Source organism: Bradyrhizobium sp. SZCCT0231, assembly GCF_018130245.1.
Lineage (GTDB): Bacteria > Pseudomonadota > Alphaproteobacteria > Rhizobiales > Xanthobacteraceae > Bradyrhizobium > Bradyrhizobium japonicum_F.
The window spans coordinates 19,912-45,156 of sequence record NZ_JAFCKP010000025.1 but is presented as its reverse complement, the minus strand read 5'-3'; the positions used below and the strand labels follow the sequence as shown (position 1 = coordinate 45,156).

27 protein-coding genes are annotated in these 25,245 nt (G+C 63.6%); 11 read left to right on the top strand and 16 right to left on the bottom strand.

What is annotated here, in order from left to right; translation table 11 throughout:
* Positions 1 to 351: 351 nt before the first annotated feature.
* The gene (locus JQ566_RS32325) at positions 352 to 2,139 is read left to right on the top strand and encodes a peptide ABC transporter substrate-binding protein (protein ID WP_212379946.1); all 1,788 of its coding nucleotides are present in this window, start codon (positions 352 to 354) and stop codon (positions 2,137 to 2,139) included.
* A 378-nt stretch (positions 2,140 to 2,517) separates the two neighbouring features.
* Here the strand turns inward: JQ566_RS32325 and JQ566_RS32320 are convergent, their stop codons facing one another.
* The 7 genes from JQ566_RS32320 to JQ566_RS32290 form a co-directional block, all read right to left on the bottom strand.
* Positions 2,518 to 2,679 carry a DUF2934 domain-containing protein gene (locus JQ566_RS32320; protein ID WP_212379944.1) on the bottom strand — a complete coding sequence of 54 codons (162 nt, stop codon included), beginning with the start codon at positions 2,677 to 2,679 and terminating at the stop codon, positions 2,518 to 2,520.
* A gap of 266 nt (positions 2,680 to 2,945) precedes the next feature.
* Positions 2,946 to 3,410 carry a hypothetical protein gene (locus JQ566_RS32315; RefSeq protein WP_212379942.1) on the bottom strand — a complete coding sequence of 155 codons (465 nt, stop codon included), beginning with the start codon at positions 3,408 to 3,410 and terminating at the stop codon, positions 2,946 to 2,948.
* Complete coding sequence (locus tag JQ566_RS32310; protein WP_212379940.1) at positions 3,394 to 4,308, bottom strand: DUF2950 domain-containing protein; 915 nt, start codon at positions 4,306 to 4,308, stop codon at positions 3,394 to 3,396. Before JQ566_RS32310 ends, JQ566_RS32315 begins: the two co-directional genes overlap by 17 nt.
* Positions 4,305 to 5,951 carry a DUF3300 domain-containing protein gene (locus tag JQ566_RS32305; RefSeq protein WP_212379968.1) on the bottom strand — a complete coding sequence of 549 codons (1,647 nt, stop codon included), beginning with the start codon at positions 5,949 to 5,951 and terminating at the stop codon, positions 4,305 to 4,307. Before JQ566_RS32305 ends, JQ566_RS32310 begins: the two co-directional genes overlap by 4 nt.
* A gap of 214 nt (positions 5,952 to 6,165) precedes the next feature.
* Positions 6,166 to 8,046, bottom strand: a complete 1,881-nt coding sequence (locus JQ566_RS32300; protein WP_212379938.1) for a sensor histidine kinase — start codon at positions 8,044 to 8,046, stop codon at positions 6,166 to 6,168.
* 54 nt (positions 8,047 to 8,100) lie between these two features.
* Positions 8,101 to 9,333: an HlyD family secretion protein gene (locus tag JQ566_RS32295; RefSeq protein ID WP_212379936.1), complete on the bottom strand. Its 1,233-nt coding sequence runs from the start codon at positions 9,331 to 9,333 to the stop codon at positions 8,101 to 8,103.
* Positions 9,326 to 9,736: a hypothetical protein gene (locus tag JQ566_RS32290; protein ID WP_212379967.1), complete on the bottom strand. Its 411-nt coding sequence runs from the start codon at positions 9,734 to 9,736 to the stop codon at positions 9,326 to 9,328. Before JQ566_RS32290 ends, JQ566_RS32295 begins: the two co-directional genes overlap by 8 nt.
* 181 nt (positions 9,737 to 9,917) lie before the next feature.
* Here JQ566_RS32290 and JQ566_RS32285 point away from each other — a divergent pair, with 181 nt between their 5' ends.
* Together JQ566_RS32285 and ppk2 are read left to right on the top strand one after the other, a co-directional pair.
* A complete protein-coding gene (locus tag JQ566_RS32285) occupies positions 9,918 to 10,370 on the top strand; it encodes a hypothetical protein (RefSeq protein WP_212379934.1) in 453 nt (150 codons plus the stop codon).
* 36 nt (positions 10,371 to 10,406) lie between these two features.
* Complete coding sequence (ppk2, locus tag JQ566_RS32280) at positions 10,407 to 11,207, top strand: polyphosphate kinase 2 (RefSeq protein WP_212379932.1); 801 nt, start codon at positions 10,407 to 10,409, stop codon at positions 11,205 to 11,207.
* Between the two features lie 43 nt (positions 11,208 to 11,250).
* Here the strand turns inward: ppk2 and JQ566_RS32275 are convergent, their stop codons facing one another.
* From JQ566_RS32275 to JQ566_RS34915, 3 genes are all read right to left on the bottom strand, one after another.
* Entirely contained in the window at positions 11,251 to 11,685 is a 435-nt protein-coding gene (locus JQ566_RS32275) for a hypothetical protein (protein ID WP_212379930.1), read from the bottom strand.
* 262 nt (positions 11,686 to 11,947) lie between these two features.
* Positions 11,948 to 13,657: a SulP family inorganic anion transporter gene (locus JQ566_RS32270; RefSeq protein WP_212379928.1), complete on the bottom strand. Its 1,710-nt coding sequence runs from the start codon at positions 13,655 to 13,657 to the stop codon at positions 11,948 to 11,950.
* Positions 13,654 to 13,776 (bottom strand): hypothetical protein, encoded by a 123-nt coding sequence (locus JQ566_RS34915; protein WP_283814394.1) that lies wholly within the window; start codon positions 13,774 to 13,776, stop codon positions 13,654 to 13,656. Before JQ566_RS34915 ends, JQ566_RS32270 begins: the two co-directional genes overlap by 4 nt.
* A 128-nt stretch (positions 13,777 to 13,904) precedes the next feature.
* Between JQ566_RS34915 and JQ566_RS32265 the strand changes: the two genes are divergently transcribed.
* Positions 13,905 to 14,792, top strand: a complete 888-nt coding sequence (locus tag JQ566_RS32265; protein ID WP_212379926.1) for an alpha/beta hydrolase family protein — start codon at positions 13,905 to 13,907, stop codon at positions 14,790 to 14,792.
* A 26-nt stretch (positions 14,793 to 14,818) separates the two neighbouring features.
* Complete coding sequence (locus JQ566_RS32260; protein WP_212379924.1) at positions 14,819 to 15,400, top strand: invasion associated locus B family protein; 582 nt, start codon at positions 14,819 to 14,821, stop codon at positions 15,398 to 15,400.
* A gap of 141 nt (positions 15,401 to 15,541) precedes the next feature.
* On the opposite strand, the gene JQ566_RS32255 is transcribed toward JQ566_RS32260, so the two are convergent.
* Both JQ566_RS32255 and JQ566_RS32250 read right to left on the bottom strand, forming a co-directional pair.
* A complete protein-coding gene (locus JQ566_RS32255; RefSeq protein WP_212379922.1) occupies positions 15,542 to 15,922 on the bottom strand; it encodes a response regulator transcription factor in 381 nt (126 codons plus the stop codon).
* A 177-nt stretch (positions 15,923 to 16,099) separates the two neighbouring features.
* A complete protein-coding gene (locus JQ566_RS32250) occupies positions 16,100 to 16,723 on the bottom strand; it encodes a response regulator transcription factor (protein WP_212379920.1) in 624 nt (207 codons plus the stop codon).
* Positions 16,724 to 16,990: 267 nt separating this feature from the next.
* Here JQ566_RS32250 and JQ566_RS32245 point away from each other — a divergent pair, with 267 nt between their 5' ends.
* The gene (locus JQ566_RS32245) at positions 16,991 to 17,674 is read left to right on the top strand and encodes a helix-turn-helix domain-containing protein (RefSeq protein WP_212379918.1); all 684 of its coding nucleotides are present in this window, start codon (positions 16,991 to 16,993) and stop codon (positions 17,672 to 17,674) included.
* On the opposite strand, the gene JQ566_RS32240 is transcribed toward JQ566_RS32245, so the two are convergent.
* From JQ566_RS32240 to JQ566_RS32225, 4 genes are read right to left on the bottom strand one after another with little or no spacing between them, the layout of a single operon-like run.
* Positions 17,655 to 18,110 (bottom strand): potassium channel family protein, encoded by a 456-nt coding sequence (locus tag JQ566_RS32240; protein ID WP_212379917.1) that lies wholly within the window; start codon positions 18,108 to 18,110, stop codon positions 17,655 to 17,657. The genes JQ566_RS32245 and JQ566_RS32240 overlap by 20 nt on opposite strands.
* Before the next feature lie 17 nt (positions 18,111 to 18,127).
* Positions 18,128 to 18,304 (bottom strand): hypothetical protein, encoded by a 177-nt coding sequence (locus JQ566_RS32235; protein WP_212379915.1) that lies wholly within the window; start codon positions 18,302 to 18,304, stop codon positions 18,128 to 18,130.
* 28 nt (positions 18,305 to 18,332) lie between these two features.
* Positions 18,333 to 19,196, bottom strand: a complete 864-nt coding sequence (locus tag JQ566_RS32230; RefSeq protein WP_212379913.1) for an alpha/beta fold hydrolase — start codon at positions 19,194 to 19,196, stop codon at positions 18,333 to 18,335.
* Positions 19,197 to 19,204: 8 nt separating this feature from the next.
* Complete coding sequence (locus JQ566_RS32225; protein WP_212379911.1) at positions 19,205 to 21,712, bottom strand: alpha/beta hydrolase; 2,508 nt, start codon at positions 21,710 to 21,712, stop codon at positions 19,205 to 19,207.
* A gap of 134 nt (positions 21,713 to 21,846) precedes the next feature.
* Here JQ566_RS32225 and JQ566_RS32220 point away from each other — a divergent pair, with 134 nt between their 5' ends.
* The 5 genes from JQ566_RS32220 to JQ566_RS32200 all read left to right on the top strand — a co-directional run bounded on the left by JQ566_RS32220 (position 21,847) and on the right by JQ566_RS32200 (position 25,231).
* Complete coding sequence (locus JQ566_RS32220) at positions 21,847 to 22,773, top strand: alpha/beta fold hydrolase (protein WP_212379909.1); 927 nt, start codon at positions 21,847 to 21,849, stop codon at positions 22,771 to 22,773.
* Entirely contained in the window at positions 22,770 to 23,384 is a 615-nt protein-coding gene (locus JQ566_RS32215) for a hypothetical protein (protein ID WP_212379907.1), read from the top strand. Before JQ566_RS32220 ends, JQ566_RS32215 begins: the two co-directional genes overlap by 4 nt.
* Positions 23,385 to 23,451: 67 nt before the next feature.
* Positions 23,452 to 24,105 carry a CoA transferase subunit A gene (locus JQ566_RS32210; protein WP_212379905.1) on the top strand — a complete coding sequence of 218 codons (654 nt, stop codon included), beginning with the start codon at positions 23,452 to 23,454 and terminating at the stop codon, positions 24,103 to 24,105.
* 3 nt (positions 24,106 to 24,108) lie between these two features.
* Entirely contained in the window at positions 24,109 to 24,759 is a 651-nt protein-coding gene (locus JQ566_RS32205) for a 3-oxoacid CoA-transferase subunit B (protein WP_212379903.1), read from the top strand.
* 13 nt (positions 24,760 to 24,772) lie between these two features.
* Positions 24,773 to 25,231, top strand: a complete 459-nt coding sequence (locus JQ566_RS32200) for a MaoC family dehydratase (protein WP_212379901.1) — start codon at positions 24,773 to 24,775, stop codon at positions 25,229 to 25,231.
* The last annotated feature ends 14 nt before the right edge of the window (positions 25,232 to 25,245 follow it).

Sequence of the window (25,245 nt, the reverse complement as noted above, 5' to 3'; positions counted from 1 at the left end):
ACGTTCTCCGTTCGACATCAAACGGAAAAGAAACCACGCCGGCATCTTTCATGTGTGGCGATTTCCCGGCCGCAGCAATGATTCTTTCGCCAGCGCAACACTCCGAAACTTGATGGATCTGCGCCGGCCGGGTTAGCGTTTCGGTGCGGCCTTAGAACTTCCCCAAGTTCACTTAGATCGCACCGGATCGCCACCTGGGTCCCTCAGGCAGGCGATCCGGGTCCGTGCCCGACAGGGGGCGCTCTCCGCATCGTCATTTCGTCGCATCCCCGCCTTGCCGGCATTGCCGGCCCGGCCGTCATGAAACATGATGGCTGCTCGGCGACGAGTTGCGCAGGTGGAGGTCATCCGATGAACGAGAACGAAATCCGCAATCTGGTCGCGGAGGTGAAGCAAGGCACGCTGTCGCGTCGCTCGTTCATCAGGACAATGGCCGCGGTCGGAATCGCGGCGCCGATCGCCAGCCAAATCCTGGTCTGGCACGACGTGGCGATGGCGGACGCCACGCTGCCGTACAAGCCGACCAAGGCCGGCGGCGGCGGCACGCTCAAGCTCCTGCTCTGGCAGGCGCCCACCCTGCTCAATCCGCATTTCGCGCTCGGCACCAAGGACCAGATCGCATCGCGCGTCTTCTTCGAGCCGCTCGCCGGCTGGGACAAGGACGGCAATCTCATCCCCTGCCTGGCGGCCGAAGCTCCGACCAAGGCGAACGGCGGCCTTTCGGCCGACGGCATGAGCGTGATCTGGAAGCTGAAGCGGGGCGTGACATGGCATGACGGCAAGCCCTTCACCGCCGACGACGTCGTCTTCACCTGGCAGTATGCCGCCGACCTCGCCACCGCGGCCTACACGACGGGCTCCTACAAGGACATCAAGGTCGAGAAGATCGACGACCACGCCGTCAAGGTGATCTTCCGGGCGCCGACGCCGTTCTGGGCCGATCCGTTCGTCGGCTCGGTCGGGATGATCCTGCCAAAGCATCATTTCGGCGACTATGTCGGCGCCAAGTCGCGCGAAGCACCGGGCAATCTGAAGCCGGTCGGCACCGGTCCGTACAAATTCGTCGAGTTCAAGCCGGGCGACATGATCCGCGCCGAGCGCAATCCCGACTATCACGTCAAGAACCAGCCGCATTTCGACACGCTCGAGATCAAGGGCGGCGGCGACGCGGTGTCTGCGGCGCGCGCGGTGCTACAGACCGGCGAATACGACTTTGCCTGGAACATGCAGGTGGAGGAGGAGGTCCTCAAGCGCATGGAGGCGGGCGGCAAGGGCAAGCTCGACATCACGCCTTCAGGCAATGTCGAGTTCGTCATCCTCAACACGACGGACCCCTGGACCGAGGTCGACGGCGAGCGTTCGAGCGTCAAGACCAAGCACCCGACGCTGTCCGATCCCGCCGTTCGCCGCGCGATCAATCTCCTGATCGACCGCGATTCGATCCAGAAATTCATCTACGGCCGCGGCGCCATCGCCACCGCGAGCTTCGTCAACGCGCCCAAGCAGTTCAAGTCGCCCAGGCTGAAATACGAGTTCGACATCGACAAGGCCAACAAGATCCTCGACGAGGCCGGCTGGACCAGGGGCGCGGACGGCATCCGCGAGAAGGACGGCAAGAGGCTCAAATACGTGTTCCAGACCTCGACCAACGCCCCGCGGCAGAAGACCCAGGCCATCATCAAGCAGGCCTGCCAGAAGGCCGGCATCGACATCGAGATCAAGGCGGTGACCGCCTCGGTGTTCTTCTCCTCCGATGTCGGCAATCCCGACACCTATTCGAAATTCTACGCCGACATGGAGATGTACAACACGACGCAGCCGCAGCCCGATCCGGAGCGCCTGCTGAACCAGTGCGTGTCCTGGGAGATCGCCACCAAGGACAACAAATGGCTCGGCCGCAACAATTCGCGCTATTCCGATCCCGAAGCCGACAAGGCCTACAAGGCGGCGCAGAACGAGCTCGATCCCGTCAAGCGCGCCGCGCTGCTGATGAAGGTGGACGAGATCTTCTGCGGGGCTCACGTGTTCCTGCCCCTGCTCTCGCGCCACGTCGTCAATGCCGGCGCCAACAACCTGATGATCGACATCTCGGGCTGGGACACCATCACGTGGAATCTGGCGGCGTGGTATCGGAGCTGAGGGGAACTCGGCGAGAACTCTCGTATCCGGACAAGCCGCACCGCGCATAGCGCGTGGAATCCCTTCCGCTGTGTGCTCCAGATCACAGCGGAATCACGCACCCTCCCCTACAAAGACCGGGCATGGCCGCAAACAAGGTAACGGCGGTACGCACAAGGCTGGGAACACGATCAACAGCTACGGACCTTGCGACGCCGCCAGGGTGAAGATCCCGGCGGCTCTTTCTTTTTTAGAGTCTCGCAGGATGGGTGGAGCGAAGCGAAACCCGTCAATAGGTCTCGAACGCGAACGCATGATGGGTTTCGCAAGGGCTCTACCCATCCTACGCACCACCGCAGACCCATCCGAGGCCCTGGCAGAACGGGCAGGTCCTGTCGGTCACAGCGTATCCGGCGTCCGCATCGTGCTCGACTTGTCCTCGTTGCGCAGCTCCTGCTCGGCAGCGTGCCAAAATTCCTCCTCGCGGCCTTCGGGCTTGCCGGCCTGCTCCCACAATCGGTGCGCGCGTTCTCGGATGGCTTGCTCGGTCGGCTCGGACAATTGCACCTCCTGCGTCGGGAGCACGGCCCCACCCTGGGGGGTACGGGGGGCTTGGAGGCGGGGCCGTGCAGGCCAGCCATCGGCGGCGACGCTGGCCCGCGGAGTCAATCTTCGACCATGTGCAAGAGTTCCTGCGCGCCTGGCCCCGCCGGGCGGAATCCAGTCTGACCGGCGAATTTGCGGCTGGCTTGGTTGTCAGACAGCGGCCGCGCGCGGCGCAATCCGCCCGAGCTTTGCTGCAACTGGACGCTGGAACGCGAATTGGCCTACTTCAGCGAAATCGTTATCGCGCTGAGATTGGCGGCCATCTCCAGCCCGGCCTTCGGCCCTTGCAGCACCATCACGACGCCATTGTCGTTTCGCAGGTGGACGCCGCCGATACCTCCGACCAGGGCGGCGCCACCGCCTACGGAGCTGTAAGTGCCAGCGAAATCGCTGATATCCCTGATGCCGGACGCCCAGCCTTCCAGGCGGCCGGCAGTCGCGCCGGCCGTGATCCCGAGGCTTATTCCTGTGACGCGAAAGGGATAGTCGCGGCCGCGATAGGTCAGTATCCCATTGCCGGCGCCTCCGCCGACGAGCAGGCCTGCCTTCACGATCTTGACCCGAACGTGCCCGGCGGCTTGTGCGAAGGACGGAGTAGCCGGAATCGTGCAAGCGAGGAATGTGATCGCCGCAAGGCGAACGAACCTCGTACCGAAGCTCGCGCTCATATCATGGCTTTTGCGCATCGACTTTCTTCCAGGTCTGGTCCGGGTCGAACAATGTCGTGCGCTGGGCGATAAACTCGGTCCGTCGCCCCAGGTCTTTCTGATAGACAACGCCAGCGTGATTGACGAGGAATGTCATCACACCGGAATTGCCGTATTCGGCGGGCCAGGCGATCAGCGCGAAGCCGCCGATCATCCTGCCCTTGACGACGTAGTTCAGCGCGCCGCCGGGGGCATCCGGCCCCTGCCCCCTCAGGATGCGAAAGTAGTAGCCGTGATAGGGCGTCATTCCCTCGCCGGCTTTGTAGCCCTCACGCGAGGCTTGCGCAGCCAGTGCTCCGAGCGGGCTGGGATCGCTGTCGTCGCGCCAGAACAATCCATCCTTCTTGCCGGGGGAGGAGACAATGCGCTGTGCGTAGACGCCGACGCCCTCGCCGCGGTCCTTGTCCGCATATTCGTTCTGCGCGTCGACGAAAGCGAGCGCGGTCTGGATCGCGTCGAGCTCGTTGCGCCCGATGCGACGGCGAAGCACTTCGATGCGTCCTTCGTCGGTGTCGAATTCCCAACCCGCCTTGGTATTGATCAGCGGAATCGGAAACGGGAAATCGTCGGGCCCCAGGATGAGTGTCGCGCTCTTGTTGCCCTCCGCCTTGATGCCGTGCTTGGCGTCATACATCGAGGTGAAGCGCTGGCGGATATCGTCGTCGGCGATCTCGTCGCCGGAGGAGACGATGTCCTCGGCCGCGCTGCCGAGCACTTTCAGGATGTCGCGAGGTCCGCTCTTGACTGCCGCAGCAAGCGCTGCGGCCGCGTCCTCCGGCGTCCTGTAGGATTGCTGTGCCTCGGCCACAGAGCCAAGCAGCGCCAGCACCATCATGCCCGGCAACACCGTGCGGCGAAACAATGTCAGGCCGATCATGGCGTCACCTCCGCGGGGAGCTTCGCGCCGCCGGCGAGCCAGTCGCCGTAGGTGCGGAATGTCAGCCCGAGCTTTTCATAGTGGACCCGCAGATAACCATCGTTGCCGCGGGCCACAGCGTCGGGCATCACCTGCTCGACCTCCTGCGCCATCACGCCGACATAGGCCTTGTCGCTGCCGATATAGCTGAAGCGATAATAGCCGAGGCCGTTGGCGAGGTGGCCGAGCAGGACGATATCGTGCTTCAGCGCGATGTCGGAGCGCCGGCCCCCGCCGCCACCTCCGCGGAAACCGCCGCCACCGCCGCCACGCATTGCCATTCCGCCTCCGCCACCTCGGCCGGCCATGCTCGGACCGCCGCCGCCACGCGGCATGCTCGCCATGCTCGACCGCCCGCGCGCTGATGCCGCGGCCGCCGATCGACCGGACGACACGTTCATCGCGCCGCCGCGATTGCCGCCGCCGCCGCGGTTCGCGGCTTTCGCGCGATCGCCGCCGCCCTTGGTAGTGGCCTTGGCAGCGGCCTTGGCCCGATCGCCGCCGCCCTTGGCGCGATCCGCCGCACCAGCACGGTCGCCGCCAGGCCGATCGCCCCGATTGCCGGCGCGATCGCCTGCGCGATCTCCGGCACGGTCGCCAACACGGTCGCCAAGTCCGCCACGATCACCAGCGCGGTCGCCCGCGCGATCTCGCGCACCCTGATCGGGCCGCAACACCTGCTGCCCATCGCGTCCGCGGAAATCCATCCTGTCCGATGCGCCGGCCTTCAGATTGTTGTTGCCGAAGCGCTGCTGAACATTGGTGTTGTTGTAGCGCACGCCCTGACGGTGCGCCGGATTGTGCTGCCAGCCGGTGTTGATGTTGGCGGTGCGGTGGTTGACGTAGACGTTGCGATTGCCCCAGTTGCAGCCGCCGCCCCAGTAATTGCCCCAGCGTCCGATCGCCCAGGCGGTGCCGAAGGCGATGCCCGCGGCCACCACGCCGGCGCCGATATAGGACGGATAGCCGAAATAGTATGGCGGATAGGCCTCATAGGGCCACGCGCCGTAAACCGTCGCCGGATCGTAGTAAGGCACGTAGATCTCCTGCGGATCGGCCTGCTCGATCACCACCACCTGCTTGCTTTCCTGGGTCTGGACGCTGACCCTCTGCTGCTTGGTCGTGACCAGCTTCTTGTTGTCATAGGCCTTGGTGCGCAGCCGCTGGATCGCGTCCATCACGTCGGCCTGCTGCGCGAGGAACGCATCTCCGAGACTCTTGGTCCATTCGAGCTTGTCGTTCATCATCGTCAGGACATCCGCGGTGCTCGCGAGCGCCTTGACGCTGTCGTCCCACGACTGCTTCTCGACTTCGGTCCTGAGCGCATCTCCCTTCAGGCTCTTGCGCTCCTTCAGCCAGCGATCGGCCTGCACCACCTCCAGCGGATAGGTCGAGGCCGCCAGCACGTTCGCAAGGAGTGTGTCGGGATAAAGCGCGATCGGCGCGACCAGGGCCTCGAGCTGCTCGGGCTTCAGCAATTCGGCAGCCGGCGCGGGTTGCGTCTGGGGAGCAGGTGCGGCCGGCTGGGGCGTCTGAGCAGAGACTCCCCCCGGCACGGCCAGCAGCAGCGCAAGCGCGATCAACGTCTTGCCGCAGCGGATCATCACGTCCTCCATCACAGTCATTCGAAGAACATGAGACCGCGAAGGACGCATTCATTGACAAAGATCAAGGAAACGGCCTCCGGCGCGGCACCTGCCCGCTGCAGCGAAAGAGCCTAAAGCGCGATGAGATCAGGATGAATCGTCATCGCGCTTTAGGTTCTTGTTTGAGCATGATCTTTTCGGAAAACCGCTGGACACTTTTCCGGATCATGCTCTAGTGAACGATCGGAAGCCGGATCGTGAACAGGGCTCCCCCGTAGGTCTGGTTCTCGGCGGAAATCGTCCCGCCATGCGCCTCGACGATGCTCCGGACGATCGTCAATCCCATGCCCATGCCCAGCGGCTTGGTTGTGAAGAATGGCTCGAAAATGCTCTTGAGGTCGTCGACGGCAATACCGACTCCGGTGTCGCTAATCCTGATCTCGGCAAAATGGCCCGCACGGCCGGTCATCACGCGGACCTCGCGCTTTCCGGATTTCGCTTCAGAGATCGCATCGAGCGCATTGAGGATCAGATTGAGGACGACCTGCTGAAGCTGGATGGGATCACCCTTGACGCAAAGCACATTAGCGGGAGGAGCATGGAAGCTCAGGGCGACATCGCGTCCAGCAGCCACGTCGGCGACAAAGCCCATCACTTCGCGCACCGTCTCGTTCAGATCGATGCTCCGGACTTCGAACGGCGTCCTCTTCAGCACACTGCGCAGGCGGCGGATCACCTCGCTGGCCCGCTGGTCGTCGCGCCTGATATCGGCGAGAATTTCGCGGAGCTCCTGGAGGTCCGGCGAAGCGCCCTTCAACATCAGCTCCGCCGACTCGGCGTTGGTGAGGATGGCGCCGAGAGGCTGGTTCAGCTCATGCGCGATCGACGTCGTCAGCTCGCCGACAGCTGCGTAGCGGTTGACATGCGCAAGCTCCGACAGCCGCTGCCGCGACTCGACCTCGGCCGTGCGCCGCCGCCGGCGCTCATGGAGCAAGCCGCTGATGAGACTCGCCTGGATCAGGATCACCGCGGCAATCAATGCCAACTGCCAGCGGTATCTCTCCCAGATGCCTGGCTCGCGAAACAGGATCTCGCTGCCCTGCGGCAGGTTGCTCTCCTCGATTCCCCAGCGCTGCAGTTCGCGCCAATCGTATTTCGGGACGGCATATTCAATCGGCTCGACTTTGACATTGGCAGGCTTCTCGCCGCCGAGAATGCGAAGCGCCGCATCGACGGTCTTCTGGGCCAGTTCGGGAATCGAATGCATGGGACCGCCGACGATATCGCGTCCGAAAAATGCTTCCTCAAAGCAGAAGATCGGCGCATTCGCGACGGCATGGAGGCGATGGAGCGCGACATTGCCGTCGTGAACGACGCCCGCCGCATCGACCGACATCAAGCCCCAGAACAGGACCGTATGCTCCGGGAGCCTCGATGCCTGCTTCAGGATATCCTCGAAAGACAGGTCTCCGTACCAGATGAACGACACCCGGCCTTCGAGCGGCCTGACATCCTTCTTGACCTCCTCCAGCCAGAATTTCTCCAGCCGCGATGCGCCGATGACGAGGGCAATCGATCGAGTATCCGGCAGAACCTGCAGGACGTTGCGGAATGCCACGATGAAATCGTTACGGACCGGAACAACGGTGTCGTTGTCAGTGAGAACCGCTCTGTCGATCAGCCGCTCCTCGACCGTCGTCAGCACCATCGGCGCCTTCGGAAACAGCTCTCGGCGATGCCTTTGAATGAAGCCCGCCGCCGGCCCTCCAACACTCATCACGATGTCCGGCGGTCGGCCCTGATAGAGTGAGTGCAGGTATTCGACGAACGGCCCTTCGGGGCCCGGCGCGGTAAACCGCGCGTTCAGCAGCGTGTGCTCATGAATATCGAGTGGCCATGGGGATCGCTGCTCGAGATTGGCCTTGATGCTGCGGGCATACTCGCTCCAGGGCAGGAAGTCGCGACCGAAGGAATGCAGCAGGAGAACTCGCTTCGGCTCGGCGCCAGTGGCCAACGTTGCCGGAAATGTCGCAACCGACAGCAAGCACAGAAAAACCAGGCACAATCCCCACGAGCGCCCTCCGCGCGCAATCATGACGACGTGCCCGATCATCCTGTCTCCCACATCGGGCTGGCGCGATTCAAACGAGCAACGCGCCAGGTTTTGTCAATGTCCGCTCAGGACCAGCGTCTTGATCGGCAGCAGCAAGGCCTGGATGCGCAGCAACAGGGCGTGCACGAGGCCGACGCCGTCAACGACATGCAGCGCGATCGCGCGGCCGGTCGAGGTGCCCTTGGCGTTGATCTCCTCGTGATTGCTGGTGTAGGCATTGACGATGCAGGCGCTGCCGGGCGTCACGCCGTCGAGGCCATTCTTGTAGAGCGGCTCGAGGAACGCGAGAATCGTGCCCGGCTTGACGGCATTCTGCGCCTCGAGCAGTTGCTGGCCCGCCTGGAACTGTCCGGCGGCGATGTAGTCCTGAACGGTTGTGACCACCATCGGGATGATGACCCATGGCCTGGAGATGCAGGTCGCTTCCGCGACCATGCCTTCCTTCATCACCTGGGCCTCGATCTGGCCGAAGCCGGCTTGCAGAACCTTCCGCCCCGCACCTTCCGGGATCAGCACGCCGGCAGGACGCATCATCTGATTGACGACGTCCCCTGGCCGGACCGCGAACTGCTCGACGCGTCCGTCCACGCCGGCGCGGACGAAGGTCTTGTCGAGATCGACCTGGGCTTGGTCCAGCGCCGCGACGGCACTCGCCTTCTGCGCGGGCAGCAGCGTCGAGACCTGCAAGGCGGCCGATTCCTTGGCGGCCGCTGCGGCATCGACACCCGACTGCCGCTGACTGACCAGGACCTGGAGCTTTTCAATATCTCGTTGCGGAACGATACCGGGATTGCGGCGCTGCAGATCGGATTTGGTGTCCAGCTCATCCTTGGCCTGCTGGTAATTCGCCTTGGCTTCCTCGGTCTGCGCCTCGGCCTTGACCACGTCGGCCTTGGCCGCCTCCATGGCAGCCTCCACCTCGGCAATCTTGCGCTTGGCCGTTTCGACCGCGGCCTGTTGCCTGGAGCTGTCCAACGTGAACAGCACGTCGCCCTCCTTGACCGCCTGGCTGAAGCCGACCTTGACCTCCGCAACCCGCCCCGAGCCCTCCGGCAGGATCGGCACCGTCCGGAAGTAGAGCGTCGCCGAGTTGGTTGCCGGGTGGAAATAGAAGATCATCGTGATCAGAGAGACCGTGAGCATCAGGCAGCCGGTGATCCCCCACCTCAACTCGTACCACACGGAGAAGAAGGTGATCTCCTTACCGAAGCGCTTGCCCTGGGCGTAGCGGCGGTAGAGGTAATCGGGCAGGATCGTGAGCAGGGAGCAAAACATGAGCTCAAACATGGCTGGGCTCCCTCTCCCTGACGACATCCGGCTTGTCCGGCGGCGCGCTTGCTTGCGGCGTCGCCCGCTCCTCTCCCGGCGCCGCGTCCGCGATCTTCTCGACGGAATCGGCGATGCTGCGCAGCGGCGTGCCGAAGTCGGGAATGTCGATCAGCGCGAGCAGCAAGCCCGCCACCCAGAAGATATGCATATGGGTAAAGAGCGAGATCAGGCCGAGCACCGCGACGAACTCGAGCTGTAGCTTCTGCGACTTGTGCGCCATGCGCTCGGGCAAGCTGTGCAGCTTCCAATAGAGCGTGCCGACCCAGAGCACGGTTCCGACCAGGAAGATGCCCATGATCACCATCAATGTGTCGGTCCCGCTGCCGGGCGCGAGAAAGAACGGCAGATGGTGCGGGGCCATCGGATGAAGCTGCTCGCTCAATGGTCTCTCCCGATCAGAAATCCGGCCTTAAGCAGGGGCCCGAGGCAGTGTGTAAAGGCCCATCGCGGGTTGCTTGATTTGAATCAAGGGAATGCCGCCTGCCGGACCTAGCCTAACGCGGAACACTGAATTGCAACAGCCACTTTAGGAGCCGCAAACCATGCCCGGTCTCGATGAGCTCATTCCCAACGCCACCCAGATCCGCAAAGAGGCCGCCCTCAAGGAGGCCGAAAAGGCCGAGGAGTACGCCCGTCTCGCCGCCGCCGCCGAAGCGGAGAAGCGCGCGCTGATCGAACGGCTGGGCAAGCCGTCCGGCAAGACCGAGGAAGAGAAGATCAAGCTCGCCTCGACCATCATCCAGCGGGCCGTCCGCAACGGACTGACCGAGGTGCAGGTCTATCGCTTCCCGAATACGCTGTGCACCGACAAGGGCCGCGCGATCAATCAGCAGGAGGCGGGCTGGGAGAACACCCTGACCGGCATTCCGAAGGAAATCTTCCAGCTCTGGACCGATTATCTGAAGCCACGCGGCTATCGCATCGCCTACCAGATCATCGATTTCCCGGGCGGCATGCCCGGCGACGTCGGCGTCACGATCTCCTGGGGCGACTGAGCCTCGCCTTGTCGCTATCAGCCGGAAGGGGTGCGCATGGCCAAGGACGAGCCTGACGGTCGAATGAAGCGGAAGGCCTATGAGAAGGAGCTGGCAAAGCTCCAGGTCGAGCTCTGCCATCTCCAGGACTATGTGAAGGCCAACAAGCTTCGGGTCATCGTCCTGTTCGAGGGCCGCGATGCCGCCGGCAAGGGCGGCACCATCAAGGCGATCACGGAAAAGGTCAGCCCGCGCGTGTTCCGCACCGTCGCGCTGCCCGCGCCATCCGACCGCGAGAAGACGCAGCTCTTCTTCCAGCGCTACATGCAGCAATTCCCGGCCGGTGGCGAGATCGTGATCTTCGACCGCAGCTGGTACAACCGCGCCGGCGTCGAATACGTCATGGGCTTCTGCACGCCCGCCGAGCACGAGCGGTTTCTCACGCTCTGTCCGCAAATGGAGAAATACGTCATCGACGGCGGCATCATGCTGATCAAGATCTGGCTCGAGGTCGGCATGGACGAGCAGGAGCGCCGCTTCAAGGCCCGCATCGACGATCCGGTGCGGCAGTGGAAGCTGAGCCCGATGGATCTGGAATCCTTCCGGCGGTGGTACGACTATTCGCGGGCGCGCGACCTGATGCTGAAGAAGACCAACACGAAGGATGCGCCCTGGTGCGTCGTCCGCTCCGACGACAAACGAAAGGCGCGGCTGAACTGCATCGCCCACATTCTCGGCGCCATCCCCTACAAGCGCATCAAGAAGGACAAGGTCAAGCTGCCGAAGCGCGCCGGCAAGGGACGCTACAACGACCAGGCCAGCCTGAAGGGAATGAATTTCGTCGCCGAACGATATTGAAAGACGAGCGGGCTGCGGTGGCGCAGCCTGTCGCCTGTTCGGATCACTTCAGACGAATCGTGACGCCGCCGACGGCAGCCGACACTTCCGCCCCGACGCGCGGGCCGCTGAGCTGGAGGATCACGCCATTGCTGTTCTGCAGCTGAACGGCACCAGCGCCTGCGGCGACTGCCCCACCCGCTCCTCCCACGGCATACGACCCTTCGATGGATGCCGGCCCCTTCAGATTGAGCGCGCGGCCGACGAACTTGGTGGTCGATGCTCCCACCGTCAAACCGACGCTCATGCCGGAGACGGTGAACGGATATTTCTTGCCCCGATACAGCAGGACGCCCTCACCGCCGCCCACGCCGACGATGAATCCGCCCTTGGTGAAGACGACAGCGACCTGGCCGGTATCAGCACGCGACGGCGTGCTGAGGCCGGCAACACCGGCGAGCAGAGCGGCGAGAGCGAGGCGTGTAGCAAGTTTTCTCATGAGTTCCTTCCCCTGTGAGGTCACGCTGATTACTGAGCCAGGATCATTGCGAAGTAGCCGAACACGGTGAGCAGGATGCCCGAGACGGCATAGCCGACGGAATCCGATCCAGAGCACGGAGGTGGTCGTCAATCTGAGGGGCGCACCGGGCGCTCCGTTGATCCAAGTCAATGGTCATGGCGGTTGTGATGCGATCGACTGACAGCGTCGTTGTCATCGCAATGCAGCACGATACCGGGGCTGATGGGAAAGCCACGAGCCGTCAGAAGGTTCTCCGAGCCGGCCCGGACTGACCTTCGCCGAGCACGCTGTCGAGCGAGCGCAGCCAGTGGCTGGCGTCCGTCTTCTCCGCGAGCCCCTCAGCCTGCAGCAAATCGCGCAGCTGCGCATGCGCGCCCACGATGCAGAAGGCGACATGGCGGGAGGCAAGCTCGTCGGTGAGATCGCGCAGCATGCGAGCGCCCGCCAAGTCGATATAGGGCGATGCAGACAAGTCGCAGGCGACCAGGCGGATGCCCGGCGATCGCCGCAGCGACGTCAGGACCGTGTCCAAAATGATCTCCGCATTGATGTAGAGCAGCGAGGCCTCGGGACGAAACGCGATGACGCCGACCAGCGGCTCGACGCCTTCGTGTCGCGCGCTATCCGAATAGCGTCCGCTGCCGGGCAGACGGCCGAGAAAGGCGACGTTCGGATTCGAGGCGCGCGCCAGAAGCAGGAAGATCGATGCGATCGAGGCCAGCAGGACACCTTGCAGGATCCCAAGCAGCAGCACCGCGATCAGCGCGATCGCCGCGGCGTAGAAATCGATCCGGCTGACCTGCCACATCCGCAACAAGGCGCGGGCATCCACCAGCCTGTACACGGCGGCAAACACGACGGCCGCGAGCACCGCCTTCGGCAGATTGGTCAACAACCCCGTGAAGAACAGGAGGCACAGCCCGAGCGCGACCGAGCAGACGATGAGCGCCAGCGGCGTCCGCGCGCCCGCGCTATCATTGACGGCGGATTGGGACAGGCCGCCGGCGACGGGATAGCCGTGGCCGAAGGCGGTGGCGAGATTTGCAGCGCCGAGCCCCAGAAACTCCTGGCGGACGTCGAGATTATAGCCGTGCTTGGCGGCAAAGCTCCGCGCCGCCGAGACACCCTCGATATAGGCCAGCAGCACGCAGCCCGCGGCGAGCGGAAACAGATCGTCGAACTCGAGCAGGCCGAAGGTCGGCAGTCCCAAAGCAGGCAGGCCTTCGGGAATCTTCCCGGTGACGGGGACACCGTGCGACGGGAAGCCGAGCAGTGTCGCCACCGCGATCGACAGCGCCACGATGGTGATGCCGACCGGCTTTCCCGGCAGCAACCGCTCCCCGAGCAGGAGGAGCAGAAGCGCGACCGCGCCGATCGCCAGGATGAGGAGATTGATGTCGCCGAGCTGGCCGGCGAGCTTGATGACGCGATCGAAGAAATTGTGGCCGCCGCCGGGAACACCGAGCAAACTCGGAAGCTGGCTCATGATGATGGTCAGCCCGGCACCGGCCTTGAAGCCAACCAAAATGCTGTCGCTGACCAGCCGGACGAGCACGCTGAGCTTGAACAGCCAGGCCAGGAAGCACAGCAGCGCGACCGCGCAGGCGGCAAGGCTCGCGATCTCCGCATAGCGCACCGCATCGCCGCCGGCGAGCGCGCCGACCGTGCCGGCGATCATGAGCGAAATCGCCGAGGTCGGCCCCACCGCGAGCTGCCGCGAAGACCCGAGCAGCGCATAGCCGATGCCGCCGAGCATGTAGCCGTAGATGCCGACCTGCGGCGGCAGTCCGGCCAGGGCGGCATAGGCCAGCGAGACGGGAATCGCGTAGGCCGCCAGCGTGACGCCGGCAACGGCGTCGGATGGCAGAAACTCACCGCGATAGGCGGGCAGCCAGCCCGAAGGAGGAAGGAATCGCATCCAGCTCGTGCGTGGCTCGGAGGGCCCATTCATGCGCGCACCTCCGAATGCCCGGCCTCGCAGCGCAGCAGCACGAAGGCAAGCAGCAGTTCGACCAGAACTGTTTCTTCGCGGCGCAGCGACGGGCTGACGGCGATACCCAGTGAGCTCATATCCGATACGTCGTGTCTCGCATCCCCGGCGTCGATCCATGACGGCACGCGCGGGCGGCAGAGGGTTGATCTGAATCAAGCCTCCGATCGGACTTGGCCGCCACCGTTTCTGGATGAGGGAGGACGCGATGCGGCTGCAATCCCCGGTCCGATGGCTGTTGTGGACGCTGGCTTTCCTGGCGTTGATCGCGTCGGCGCGCGCAGACGATCAATCCGCAGCCCGGCGCATTCAGGAAGAAATCTGGGCACTACCCTTGCCGCTGCCGATGTTCGCCTACGTGGTGCGGCCCGTCGGCGACGGCCCCTTCCCGCTCGTCATCATGAATCATGGCGTCTCGCTCAACCCGACGGAGCGCAGCTTCTTTCCGCTCGTGGAATTTCGCGATGCCGCAAAATGGTTCGCAAATCGCGGCCATCTCGTGGTGGCGCCGGTCGGCAGCGGCTATGGCGCCTCCGCCATCGACATACCCGAGCGCGGCATCTACGGCCCGTTCTTCTCGAAGGTCGGCAAGTGCACCAATCCCGACTTCCGCTCGCCAGGTCTCGCCGTCGCGCAGGTCGACCTCTGGATCATCGACTACATGGCCATCGAGAAGCGCATCATCCCGAAGGATGTGGTCGTCATCGGGCAATCCGCCGGCGGCTGGGCGTCGATCGCACTGTCGAGCTTGAACCCGCCGGCAGTCAAGGCGATCATCACGTTTGCCGCGGGTCGAGGCGGCCGCGTTGGCGGCAAGCCGAACAACAATTGCGCGCCCGACAAGCTCGTTGAGGCCGCCGCCGAGTTCGGGCGCACCTCGCGCATACCGATGCTGTGGATCTATATCGATAACGACACCTTCTTCGGCCCTGCCCTGTCGAAGCGTATGCATGCGGCCTTCACCGCGGCGGGCGGCAAGGCCGAGTACCATTTGATGCCGCCGTTCGGCAATGAGGGCCATTTCTTCATCGGTTCGCCCGACGCCATTCCGTTGTGGTCACCGCTGGTCGAGAAATTCCTCGAGGCCCAGAAATAGGCCCAAGAAATCCGGGAGGTCGTGCCATGCACAATTCCGCTCGCTGCATCTGGGGAGTCGTGGCTGCAGCCCTCGTCAGCTCGTCCGTTGCTGACGCGATTGCGAGGGACGAGCAGTCCAGCGATACCAACGCCTCCGTGGCCAAGCGCGGGGAGCGCGAAGCCAAGGACATCACCTACGGCGATTGGCAGAAGCTCTGCTTCAAGGCAGCCGGGGCTCCTAGGCTCTGCCGCACGTCGATCACCGGCAAATTTCCGACCGGGCAGACCGCCGTGCGTGTCGACCTGATCGAACGGGAGGACAGCCGGACGGCCCGGCTGCAGATGTTCGTGCCCGTCGGCATGTATCTCAAGCATCCCGTCAAGCTGACGGTCGATGGAGGCAACCCTCACCAGGTGCCATATAGCTGGTGTCTCACCAACGCCTGCATCGCGGGAACCGTGGCCGATCCCAAATTCGTCAAGACCATGGAAGCGGGCAAGTCGCTGACTCTCGAGGTCGTCGATTCCAACCTGCTGGCCCTGACGACGTCCCTGCCGCTTGCGCAATTCGCCGCCGTCCACAAGGGCGCGCCAGCCATGACCATGGAACAGGATATCGACGAGTGAGCAGGGATCGGCTTGCTCACTCTCGCAAACGTCGCGAGGCCCGCGGAAACCCGGCACTCCGCCGTCGATCGAAATCAACCAAATCGATTTCAAGCCCCTCGTGTGAAATGGGATGGCGCTGCTGACCCAACCGGGTCGGCATCATTGTGCGATCGTTCCGGCGCAGGCCTTTTCGATCGACTCGATCAGCGTGTGCGCGGCAAAGGGCTTGGTGAGATAGGCCGCGCATCCCGACTCGATCGCAGCCGAGCGATTTTCAGAGCTGTCGTTTCCCGTGATGAAGATGACCGGCAGTGAAACGCCATCATCCGTCAGACGCCGACGCAGATCGATGCCCGAATGATTACCCAGGTTGACGTCAAGGATTGCGCAGATCGCGTCGTCCAGGTCGCCATGCTCAAGCAGCGCGTTCGCCGATTCGAACAGCAGGACGCTGAAGCCGTGCTCGCGAAGCAGCCGCTTCATGCTGATCCGTACCGACGGATCGTCATCGACGACGAAAATGCACTTGTTCCCGGGCAATTTGGTCGGCCTTCGTTGGACGCATTGCCAGGCATCATCAGCTCTGGCTCTGATCGCTATTGTCGGCCGACAACCTAAGACATTAGCTCACCCTCTCCCGCCACCTGTCAATAAAGTATGATGTTGTCCCTTGGTACAGGTCACGCGGTCGGCACCGCGAGCCGACAACCAGCTTTCCTAAGCCTTGTCGGCATCGAGCAAGCCGAGCCGCTCCGCGATCGAGACCAGTTCCGCCAGCGAGCGCACCTGCATCTTCTCCATCACCTGATGACGATGAGCCTTGATGGTGCGCTCGGTCGTTCCAAGCTCGTGGCCGATCTGCTTGTTGATCTTGCCCCGCACGATCAGATCGAACACCTGGTGCTCCCGCGGCGTCAGCGTCGCAACGAGCGCGCGGAGCGATTCGAGCTTCCGCCGATGATGCCGGCTGGCCTCCTGGCGGGCCAAAGCGCGCTCGATCGCATCGATCAGTTGCTCCGACGACACCGGCTTGGTCAGGAAATCCTCGGCACCCGCCTTGATGGCCCGGACAGTCGTCGGCGTATCGGCGTGTCCGGTCAGGAAGACGATGGGGACCGTCGAGCCGAGCTCGATCAGACGGCTCTGTAGCTCCGGTCCGCTCAACCCGGGGATCCGCACGTCCAGCAGGATGCAACCGGGCTTGCTATCATCCGGCAAGCGGTCGAGCAGCTCCTGCGCAGATGCATAGGTTGCGACATCATAGCCGGAGAGCTTCAGGCGCCGCTCGATCGCCGTGCGAAACGAGGCGTCGTCGTCAACTACGTGAACGAGGCCAGGCAAATTGCCCTCTTCAAACCAGAACCCTCAAACCCATCCGATGATGCCGATCATATGCCCAATTTCGCAATCCGGGGCAGACAGGCTGACGTTTTTCTCACGGAGCGCACCATCCCTGCCGCACTGTCCTTTGGTACATTGACCACTGGGACAATGGTCTGAAATAACTCCCTGGTCGAACATCAACCTCAGCGGGAGTGGGATAGCGCGGCGCATTCCCCCATGACAATTCCACGTCCAATTCAGCGATTCCTCCTGAGGAGTTGGCCCATGTTCTTACGCATCACGACCGCCCCGCTCTCCCTTCCCAATTCGCTCAACGACTTCGGAATGACAAGTAGCTCAAATCCGATCGTGAGTTTAAACGAATTTACTTACAAAAAGGGCACCGAGATCTACGGCGAGAAGGAATCGGCCGAGTACGTCTATCAGGTCAAGACGGGTGCCGTCAGGAGCTACAAGCTCTTGTCGGACGGGCGCCGCCAGATCGGCGCATTTCACCTCGTCGGCGATATCTTCGGACTGGAGAACGGCGCTTCTCATCGCTTCACTGCCGAAGCCATCGTGGAAACGACCGTCCGGCTGATCAGGCGCCAGAGCCTGGAAACCGTGGCCGAGAGCGACGTCATGGTAGCCAAGAACCTGCTCTGCATGACCACGAACAACCTCCAGCATGCCGAGGACCACATGCTGCTCCTGGGCCGGAAGACCTCGCTTGAACGGGTCGCCGCTTTCCTACTCGAAATGGACAAGCGGATTGCGGCCTCCACCGTCATGGCGTTGCCGATGTCGCGGCGCGACATCGCCGATTATCTCGGCCTCACGCTGGAGACCGTCTCGCGCGCCCTGTCGCGCTTGCACGAGCTCGGCGTCATTGGCTTCCTCGGCAATACGCAGCGCCAGATCGTGCTGCTGGACCGGCAGCAGCTCGCGACTATCGATCTTCAGGGCTGAATCCGGGTGCATCGATCACCGCAAGGCGCTCCAGCGTCTTGCGCAGCACCTCGAACAGCACGGCGGTCGACCAGCCGAACAGCAGGATGCCGTTCATCGCGGTCATCGGGCCTAGCAGCCGCCAGTCCTGCACCGGCGTGATGTCGCCGTAGCCGAGCGTGGTATAGTTGACGAAGGTGAAATAGAGCAACTCGCTGCCCGGGGGCGCCGCGCCGACGATGCGATAAGCCAACGCCCAGACCAGGACCTCCAGCGTGTGCGCCAGCATCAGCGCCGTGGCGGTGGCGACCATGACGGCCATCAGGTGCAATCTCGGCCGCGCCGTGTGCCGATACCCGGCGGCTCGGGCGATGCCGATGGCTCCCACGGTCACGAGCGCGTGGATCATGATGTTGATCGCGCTGACGAGCGCGACGAGCAGGAATTGAAGCGCCATGCCGGACCGAACCGGCTTCAGCTGCGCTTGCGCGGTGGCTGGTCCAGGCGCCGCCTCTGTGCTCTCATGCGCTTGATTTCTTGGCTGAGCTCCTCAGTCCTATCGTCGCGAGGGTGGCTCTTTGATTTGACGTGCTCGCTGCTTCGCAGCTTTTCCAGCGCTTTTTCAACCGAGAGCTTGGTCGTATCGGCCATCACGGTTTCACCCCCTTGCAAGATCGCACTATTTCGAAAGTCCTCCGAACCAGGCCCCGAAATAGCCGGCATAGAGCGCCGGCAATTCGAGATTCATGGAATGACCGATGCCGGGCACCACCACGAGCCGGCAGTCGGGCATTGCGGCCGCCATGGTGCGCAAATCCACCGGCGGAATCCAGCCGTCGCATTCGCCCCACAGCACGAGGTGCGGATGGTGGAGTTCCGGCATGCGGCCCTCCAGCTCCCTGCTTTCCCGCTCGAGGGTAAGATTGACCGGCGTACCGATCCAGATCCCCTCTGAGACTCCAAAGGTCTGTTCGATGATCCGGTCGAACAGCGCTTGAATTTCGGGGAGGCCCTCACGAAAGCGGGGAACAGCGTTCGGCGCCAGACTTTCCGGCACAAACAGCGAGGAGGCTGCCGTCGCCATGATCGTCCGGGTCAGCTCCTTGCTCGCCATCATCGCGCGGAACAGGCCGATCTGGTCGCTGTTGAAGGCCATGCCGAGCGGCGTGACCGGATCGAGCGCGAATACGCGTCCGAACCGCTGCGGCTGCATCAGGAGTATCCGCGCGGCAATGATACCGCCGGTCGAGTGGGTGGCGAGATGACAGAACCTGATGCCGAGCGTATCGAGCGCGGCCAGCATGTCGTGCGCATGCTGCTGCATGGAATAGTTGGAGTAGTCGGCGGCCGGCTTCGGCCGGTCGCTGTCGCCGCAGCCCCGCCAGTCGATGCCGATCACCCGCAGGCCGGAGGGAAACAGCGGCGCGGCGAGCTCGATCCAGTCCTTGCTGGCGAGATTGCCGTGGATGAAGACGACGGTGACGTCGCCCCCTCCCCACTCCCGCCAGCCCAGCTGGACCTCACCCGCCTGCACCGTTGCCATGCGCTGCCCTATTTGTTCAGGCCGGCGGTCGGCGCCGCACCGGGCGGCGTCGGCGCCACCGGCAGGGCCGAGACCACGGCGCCCTTGATCATGCGGTCGATGCCGAGCGGCGATGACGTGTCGACGCTTCCCTTGGTCACGAAGTCTACGACGTCGACCGGGAATTCCACCGGATTATCCGTGTGGATGAAATGACCGGTGTCCGGGTAGATCTTCAGGATCGGCCGATTGCCGGCATTGGTCATCCGCGTCATGAAGGGCGAGATGACGTCGCGCCCGAGGTCGGTCAGCCCGTTGAAGGCCGGCGTCGGGATGAACGGCTCCTTGTCACCGAACGACAGGAAGATCGGCGCCTTGATTTGGGTGACGCGCTCGTAAAGGTTCTTCGGATCGTCCTGCTGTAGCTCGGCGCCTATGGTGTAGATGTCGTAGATGAAGACGTTGGACCACTGCTCGAGCTCCTTCGGGTTGCCCTTGATGAGCCCGACGCGCTGCTCGGTGTGGAAGCGGGCGTACTCGCTGTCACTGAAGAAGTAGCCGCTCTTGGCCGCCGACACCACGTTGGTCTCGGGATCGCGCTTCTTGAAGTAGAAGAAGTCGCGAACGCTCTGCTCCGGCCGCTTGATCTCCGCGTCGAGGATCCCGGTCGGCCCCCAAGTCGCCTTCCACTTGTCGAAATCGTGGTCGAACGACGGGTCGAACAGCTTCGCCTTCGTGTCCTTGGCGATCGTGATCTCGCGCGGATATTCCTCGAGACCGGAGGGAGCTTCGAGCGCGAGGCCCTGCACCGCGTCCGGCCAGGTCAGGGCGTAGCCCATCACGAACTGTCCGCCGAGCGAGTGGCCGAGATAGTACGCCTTCTTGACGCCGAGCTGGTTGACCACGAGGTCATAGATCACCTCGCGCATGTCCTGCATGGTCCGCGCCGGGCTCTTGTCGAGATTGCCCGGCCCGGACATGCCGTAATGCGGCAGGTCGGGCACGATCACGCGCAGTCCGCTGCGCAGCGCGTACTGCATGATGTTGCCGTAGTGGCCGCCGAACGCGCCCTTGCCGTGGATGATGACCAGCACCTTCGGATCCTTGTCGGTGCCGGCATACTCGTCCATGTAGCCGATTTCCCAGGATTTGCCGCTCTTGTCCTTGGCATTGCCGAATTTGACCGGATAGGGATAGGTCACATACGCCTTCCAGAACGACTTCTTGGGATCGATGTTCTGGGCGACGTCGGGCACGCGGTAATTCTTGTCGACGAATTTCTGGGCGCGATCGAGGGCGGCCACGTCGTCCATGAAGGCGACGAACTTCGGATCGTTCTTGCGCTGGTTGATGATCGGGAACACGCCGTAATGGGCGACCGGGCTCTCCTGGGCGATGAGATCTGCGCCGGGCACACGATCGACGGCCTTTTGGGCCAGCTTGAAGTTCAGCCAGAGATCGTTGGTGATGTGCATCACCAGCGTGCGCGCCTGGATGCGGCCCAGATAGGGATTGATGTTGTGGGTCTCGCCGACCCGGTTGCGCCACACGAGATCCACGGCGTCATAAAGCTTGGCGCGATTGGCGACGTTCAGCCCCGCCTGCTCGTTCGGCGGATCCCAGTAGAATATCTCCGGCTGGACCGCTTTCCAGTTCTGACCTGTGCGGAAGGCAAAGTCGTAGCCCGTCATTCCCAGGATCGACCAGCCGAACGCGACGCCAGGTACCGGATGCTTCTCCTTGGGCAGCTTGTAGTAGTCACCCTTGGTCGCCTGCCAGACGGGATCGGCCTCGATCGCGGCTGTCATCATCTGGAATGTCCAGTTGCCCACGGGGTCATCGCCATCCGACTGCGTGGTGCCGCCGATGGGCATCAAGGCACTCACATATTCCGGATGCATCACGCCCCAGACATAGGTCTGAGTGCCGCCCATGGAGACACCGGTCACAAGCGCCACACGCGCGACCTTCAGACCGTCGCGGAGCAGGCGATAGTTCGCCTGCACCATGTCGTAGTAGCTGTATTGCGGAAACTTGTTGCCGAGCCCTTCGGACGGCTTGCTGGCGCCCCAGGTGCCGAGCGGATCGACCATGATGACGTAATAGCGATCGGTATCGATCGGCCGACCCGGGCCGATGATCGGCACGCCGCCCGACAGCGGAGCACCCTTGACCCACTGCTCGTACATGTCGGTCGAATCGCCGGAATAGTAGGAATTGATGACCACTGCATTGGTGATCTCACCGGCTGCATTGCGCCGGGCGTTGCCGATCGCGATGTAGGCGGTGTGCAGCTTGCCGCCACCGAGCGATTCCAGCGTGACGCCGCCCTCGCCGCCATTCTCCCATTTGGAGGGATCGGAGAGATCGTACTTGCCGCCGAGACGGAAGTTGGCGATCTCGTAGGTCTTCTTCAGCCCGTCGTGCTGCATCTGCGATGAGCGACGGGTGAAGGGCTGCGCCATTGCGAGTGACGTCCCGATCAACAGCAGCAGCAGACTGAGGAAACAGCGGCGCACGGCCTCTCTCCCGATCATGGCGAATTCCTCCGGCGATTATTTTGATCGGACGCTAGGAGCAGCAGCCGACGCATCCTTTGATTTAGCTCAACGGAATCCAGAGGTTCTGATCGAGGATAGTCCCGCACCAAATTACCTGCCGGATCGCCGCAATGCCTTTCCTTGCCTACGGCTCGTACCGCATCCGTTACGAGCTGGACGGTCCCACCGACGCGCCGGCCTACGTGTTGGTGAACGGGCTCACGCAATATGCCGAACTATGGACGGCCTATCGCGATGCCTTGGTCGCGCGCCGATTTCGCGTCGCGACGTTCGACCTGCTCGGCCAGGGGGAGTCCGACAAGCCCGCTCTCTTCATCAGTCAGGATGATCAGGTCAAAGCACTTCACCTGTTGATCTCCGAGCTCGGCGACGGCCCCGTCTTCCTGAGCGGCATCAGTTTTGGCGGCCTGATCGCGCTGCGCTATGCGATCGAGCGCGGAGAGCGGCTCTCGGGCCTGGTGCCGATGAGCTGCTTTGCCGAGCTGCCCCCGCAGCTCTTCCTGCTCGGCAACGCCTTGCGCACGGGACTGATCCTCGGCGGCACCAGCTATCTGCAGGATCTGCTGCTGCCGATGAACGTCTCCGACGCATGGCTCAAGCCGGTGCTGGACAAGCTCGATGCGGTGAAGCGGCAGGGCTGGCTCGTCAACGACGTCTATGCCCTGCAAAACCTGATGGAGTCCTTCCTCGACTTCAAACCGCTGACGCCGCAATTGCCCGCGATCAGCGTGCCGACCATGATCCTGAACGGCGAGTTCGACTTCCTGACGCCGCGCGCGTTGCACGAGACGCTGCGCGTCGGGATTCCCAATAGCTCGCTCGTGATCATTCCGCGGGCCTATCACGCCTTCACGCTGGAGAAGCCGACGCTGACGGCGGACCTGCTCGCGCGCTTTGCGGACGACGTGCTGGCTGGGCGGTGGCACGGCAACAAGGCGGTCTGGATCGCTCCGGAGGATGCCGGCGGCGATCTCATTCCCTTTCCCGCCGGCTACGATCATCTGCGGGCCATTCCCGTGCAGGGGAAGGCGCCATGAGCAAGTTTCTTGGCCCCCTCGATTCCGACGGCCGGGTGCCGCCGCAGCAGCAGACCCGCATCGCCGCGTTCTTGATCTCGGCCCATGGCGCGCTGGGCCGGCGCTTCGCCCTCAGCCTGCCCTTGAGGCTGGAATCCGCCTGGCAGACCGAATTGAACGCCCAACTCTACAACGAGTCCGAGATCGTCTCGCTGCTGATGCGCGCAACCAGCTGGGCCCCGGAGCTCGCGCTTGGCTATCTGGCGGCCTCCTGGGAGATGGCCTGGCTTCCGGCCCCGGTCGAAGGAATGGCCGACCACGCGCTCGCCGCCGCGGTTGACCTTGCGACGCTGGCGCACGCCGTTCACGCCGGCGTCCGGCCGGCGGCGCTGCTTCCGCCGGAGGCCAGTGCAAACGACCCCTTCGTGATGGCGCTGCGGCGCGTCGAGTTCGAGAGCGGCCGGCTGTTGCAGGCGCAGATCGTGTTCCTGAAGGGCGAAAGCCTCGTGCCGTTTCGCGACAGCGTGAGCGCGGCGCTCGAGCGACGCCACGTCCAGGTGCGCAAGCTGTGGCGCGACATGCTGCAGAGCGTCGGCATTGCCGACCGCGACGAGAATGAGGCGAAGCCTTGACCCAGATCAAGGGAGTGTAGAGCCCGCTCGCCAACATCGGAGCGAGGAACAGACTGGAGGGTCGACCATGAAGGCCGTTTCCGTCGAAGAAGCCGTCGCGATGATCCCGGATGGCGCCAGCGTCATGGTCGGCGGCTTCATGGGGGTCGGAACGCCGGAGCGCCTGCTCGACGAGGTGGTCCGGCAGAAAAAGGGCAATCTGACCGTCATCTGCAACGACGCGGCAACGCCTGGAAAAGGCGTGGGCAAGCTGTTCGATGCGACGCTCGTCTCGCGATTGACCGCAACGCATATCGGGCTCAATCCCAAGGCCCAACAGCAGATGCTGACCAACCGGGTCGCAATCGATCTGATTCCGCAGGGCACGTTCGCCGAGCGCATTCGCGCCGGCGGCTGCGGCCTCGGCGGTGTGCTCACCCCGACCGGCGTCGGTACGCTGGTCGCGGAGGGCAAGCGACAGATCGAGGTCGATGGCAAGCCGTATCTGCTCGAGACCGCGCTGCGGGCACAGTTCGCGCTGGTGCACGCCTTCCTCGCCGACTACCTCGGCAACCTCGCTTATGCGCTGACCTCCCGCAACTTCAATCCGGTCATGGCGATGGCGGCGGACACCGTGATCGTGACCGCGGAACACATCGTGCCGGTGGGTGTCATCGCGCCCGATCACGTGATGACGCCCGCGCCGCTGGTCGACTACATCATCACAAATTCGAACGGGTGATCCATGGATGCACAGGAGATCATCGCCCGACGAGTCGCGCAGGAGCTGCGCGCCGGCAACCTCGTCAATCTCGGCATCGGCATTCCGACGCTGGTCGCCAACTACGTGTCGCCCGATCTGAAGGTGTTCTTCCAGTCGGAGAACGGCCTGATCGGCACCGGCCCGATCCCCGAGCAGGGCATGGAGCACCCGCTCCTCACCGACGCCGGAGGTCGGCCGATCAGCGCACTGCCTGGCGCCTGCACGTTCGACAGCGCGATGTCGTTCGGATTGATCCGCGGCGGACATGTCGACGTCACCGTACTCGGCGGCCTGCAAGTCGATGCGCATGGGCTTCTCGCCAACTGGATGATCCCTGGCAAGATGGTACCCGGCATGGGCGGCGCGATGGATCTCGTGAGCGGCGCCAAGCGCGTCATCGTCGCCATGCAGCACGCGGCCAAGGGCAAATCGAAGATCGTGAAAAAGTGCAGCCTGCCCCTGACCTCGGCACGGCCAGTCGATCTGGTCGTCACCGATCTCGCCGTGATCGGCTTCCCCGACGGCAGAGGGACGCTGCTCGAGACGGCGCCCGGCGTCAGTGTCGGCGAGGTCATGGCGGTGACGGAGGCCGAGCTCGTCGTGCCCGACAAGGTTTCGGAAATGAAGCTCTGAAGAGGCTAGAGGCATGCGGATATTCAGCGATTTCAAGGAAGTCAAAGCCGCGGTCGGCACCGAGATCGGCGTCAGCGACTGGATCGAGATCACCCAGGATCGCATCAACAAGTTCGCCGATGCGACCTGCGACGAGCAGTGGATCCACGTCGACGAGGAGCGCGCCAAGGTGGAGATGCCTGGTGGAAGGACCATCGCTCACGGGCTGCTGTCGCTCTCGCTCGCGCCGATGTTCGTCCGCTCGGTCATGAGCCTGAAGGGCTTGCGCAACACGCTCAACTACGGAGCCGACCGGATCAGATACCTGGCGCCGGTGCCGGCGGGCTCGCGGGTGCGCGGCCGCGTGACGATTGCCGAAGCCGAGGACGTGCCGCCCGACGGCCTGCGCGTGAACTACCACCTCGTGATCGAGATCGAAGGCGGCAAGAAGCCGGCCTGCGTGGCCGAGCTGATCGCCCTGCACTACCGCTGAGCGGGGTGCGTAAA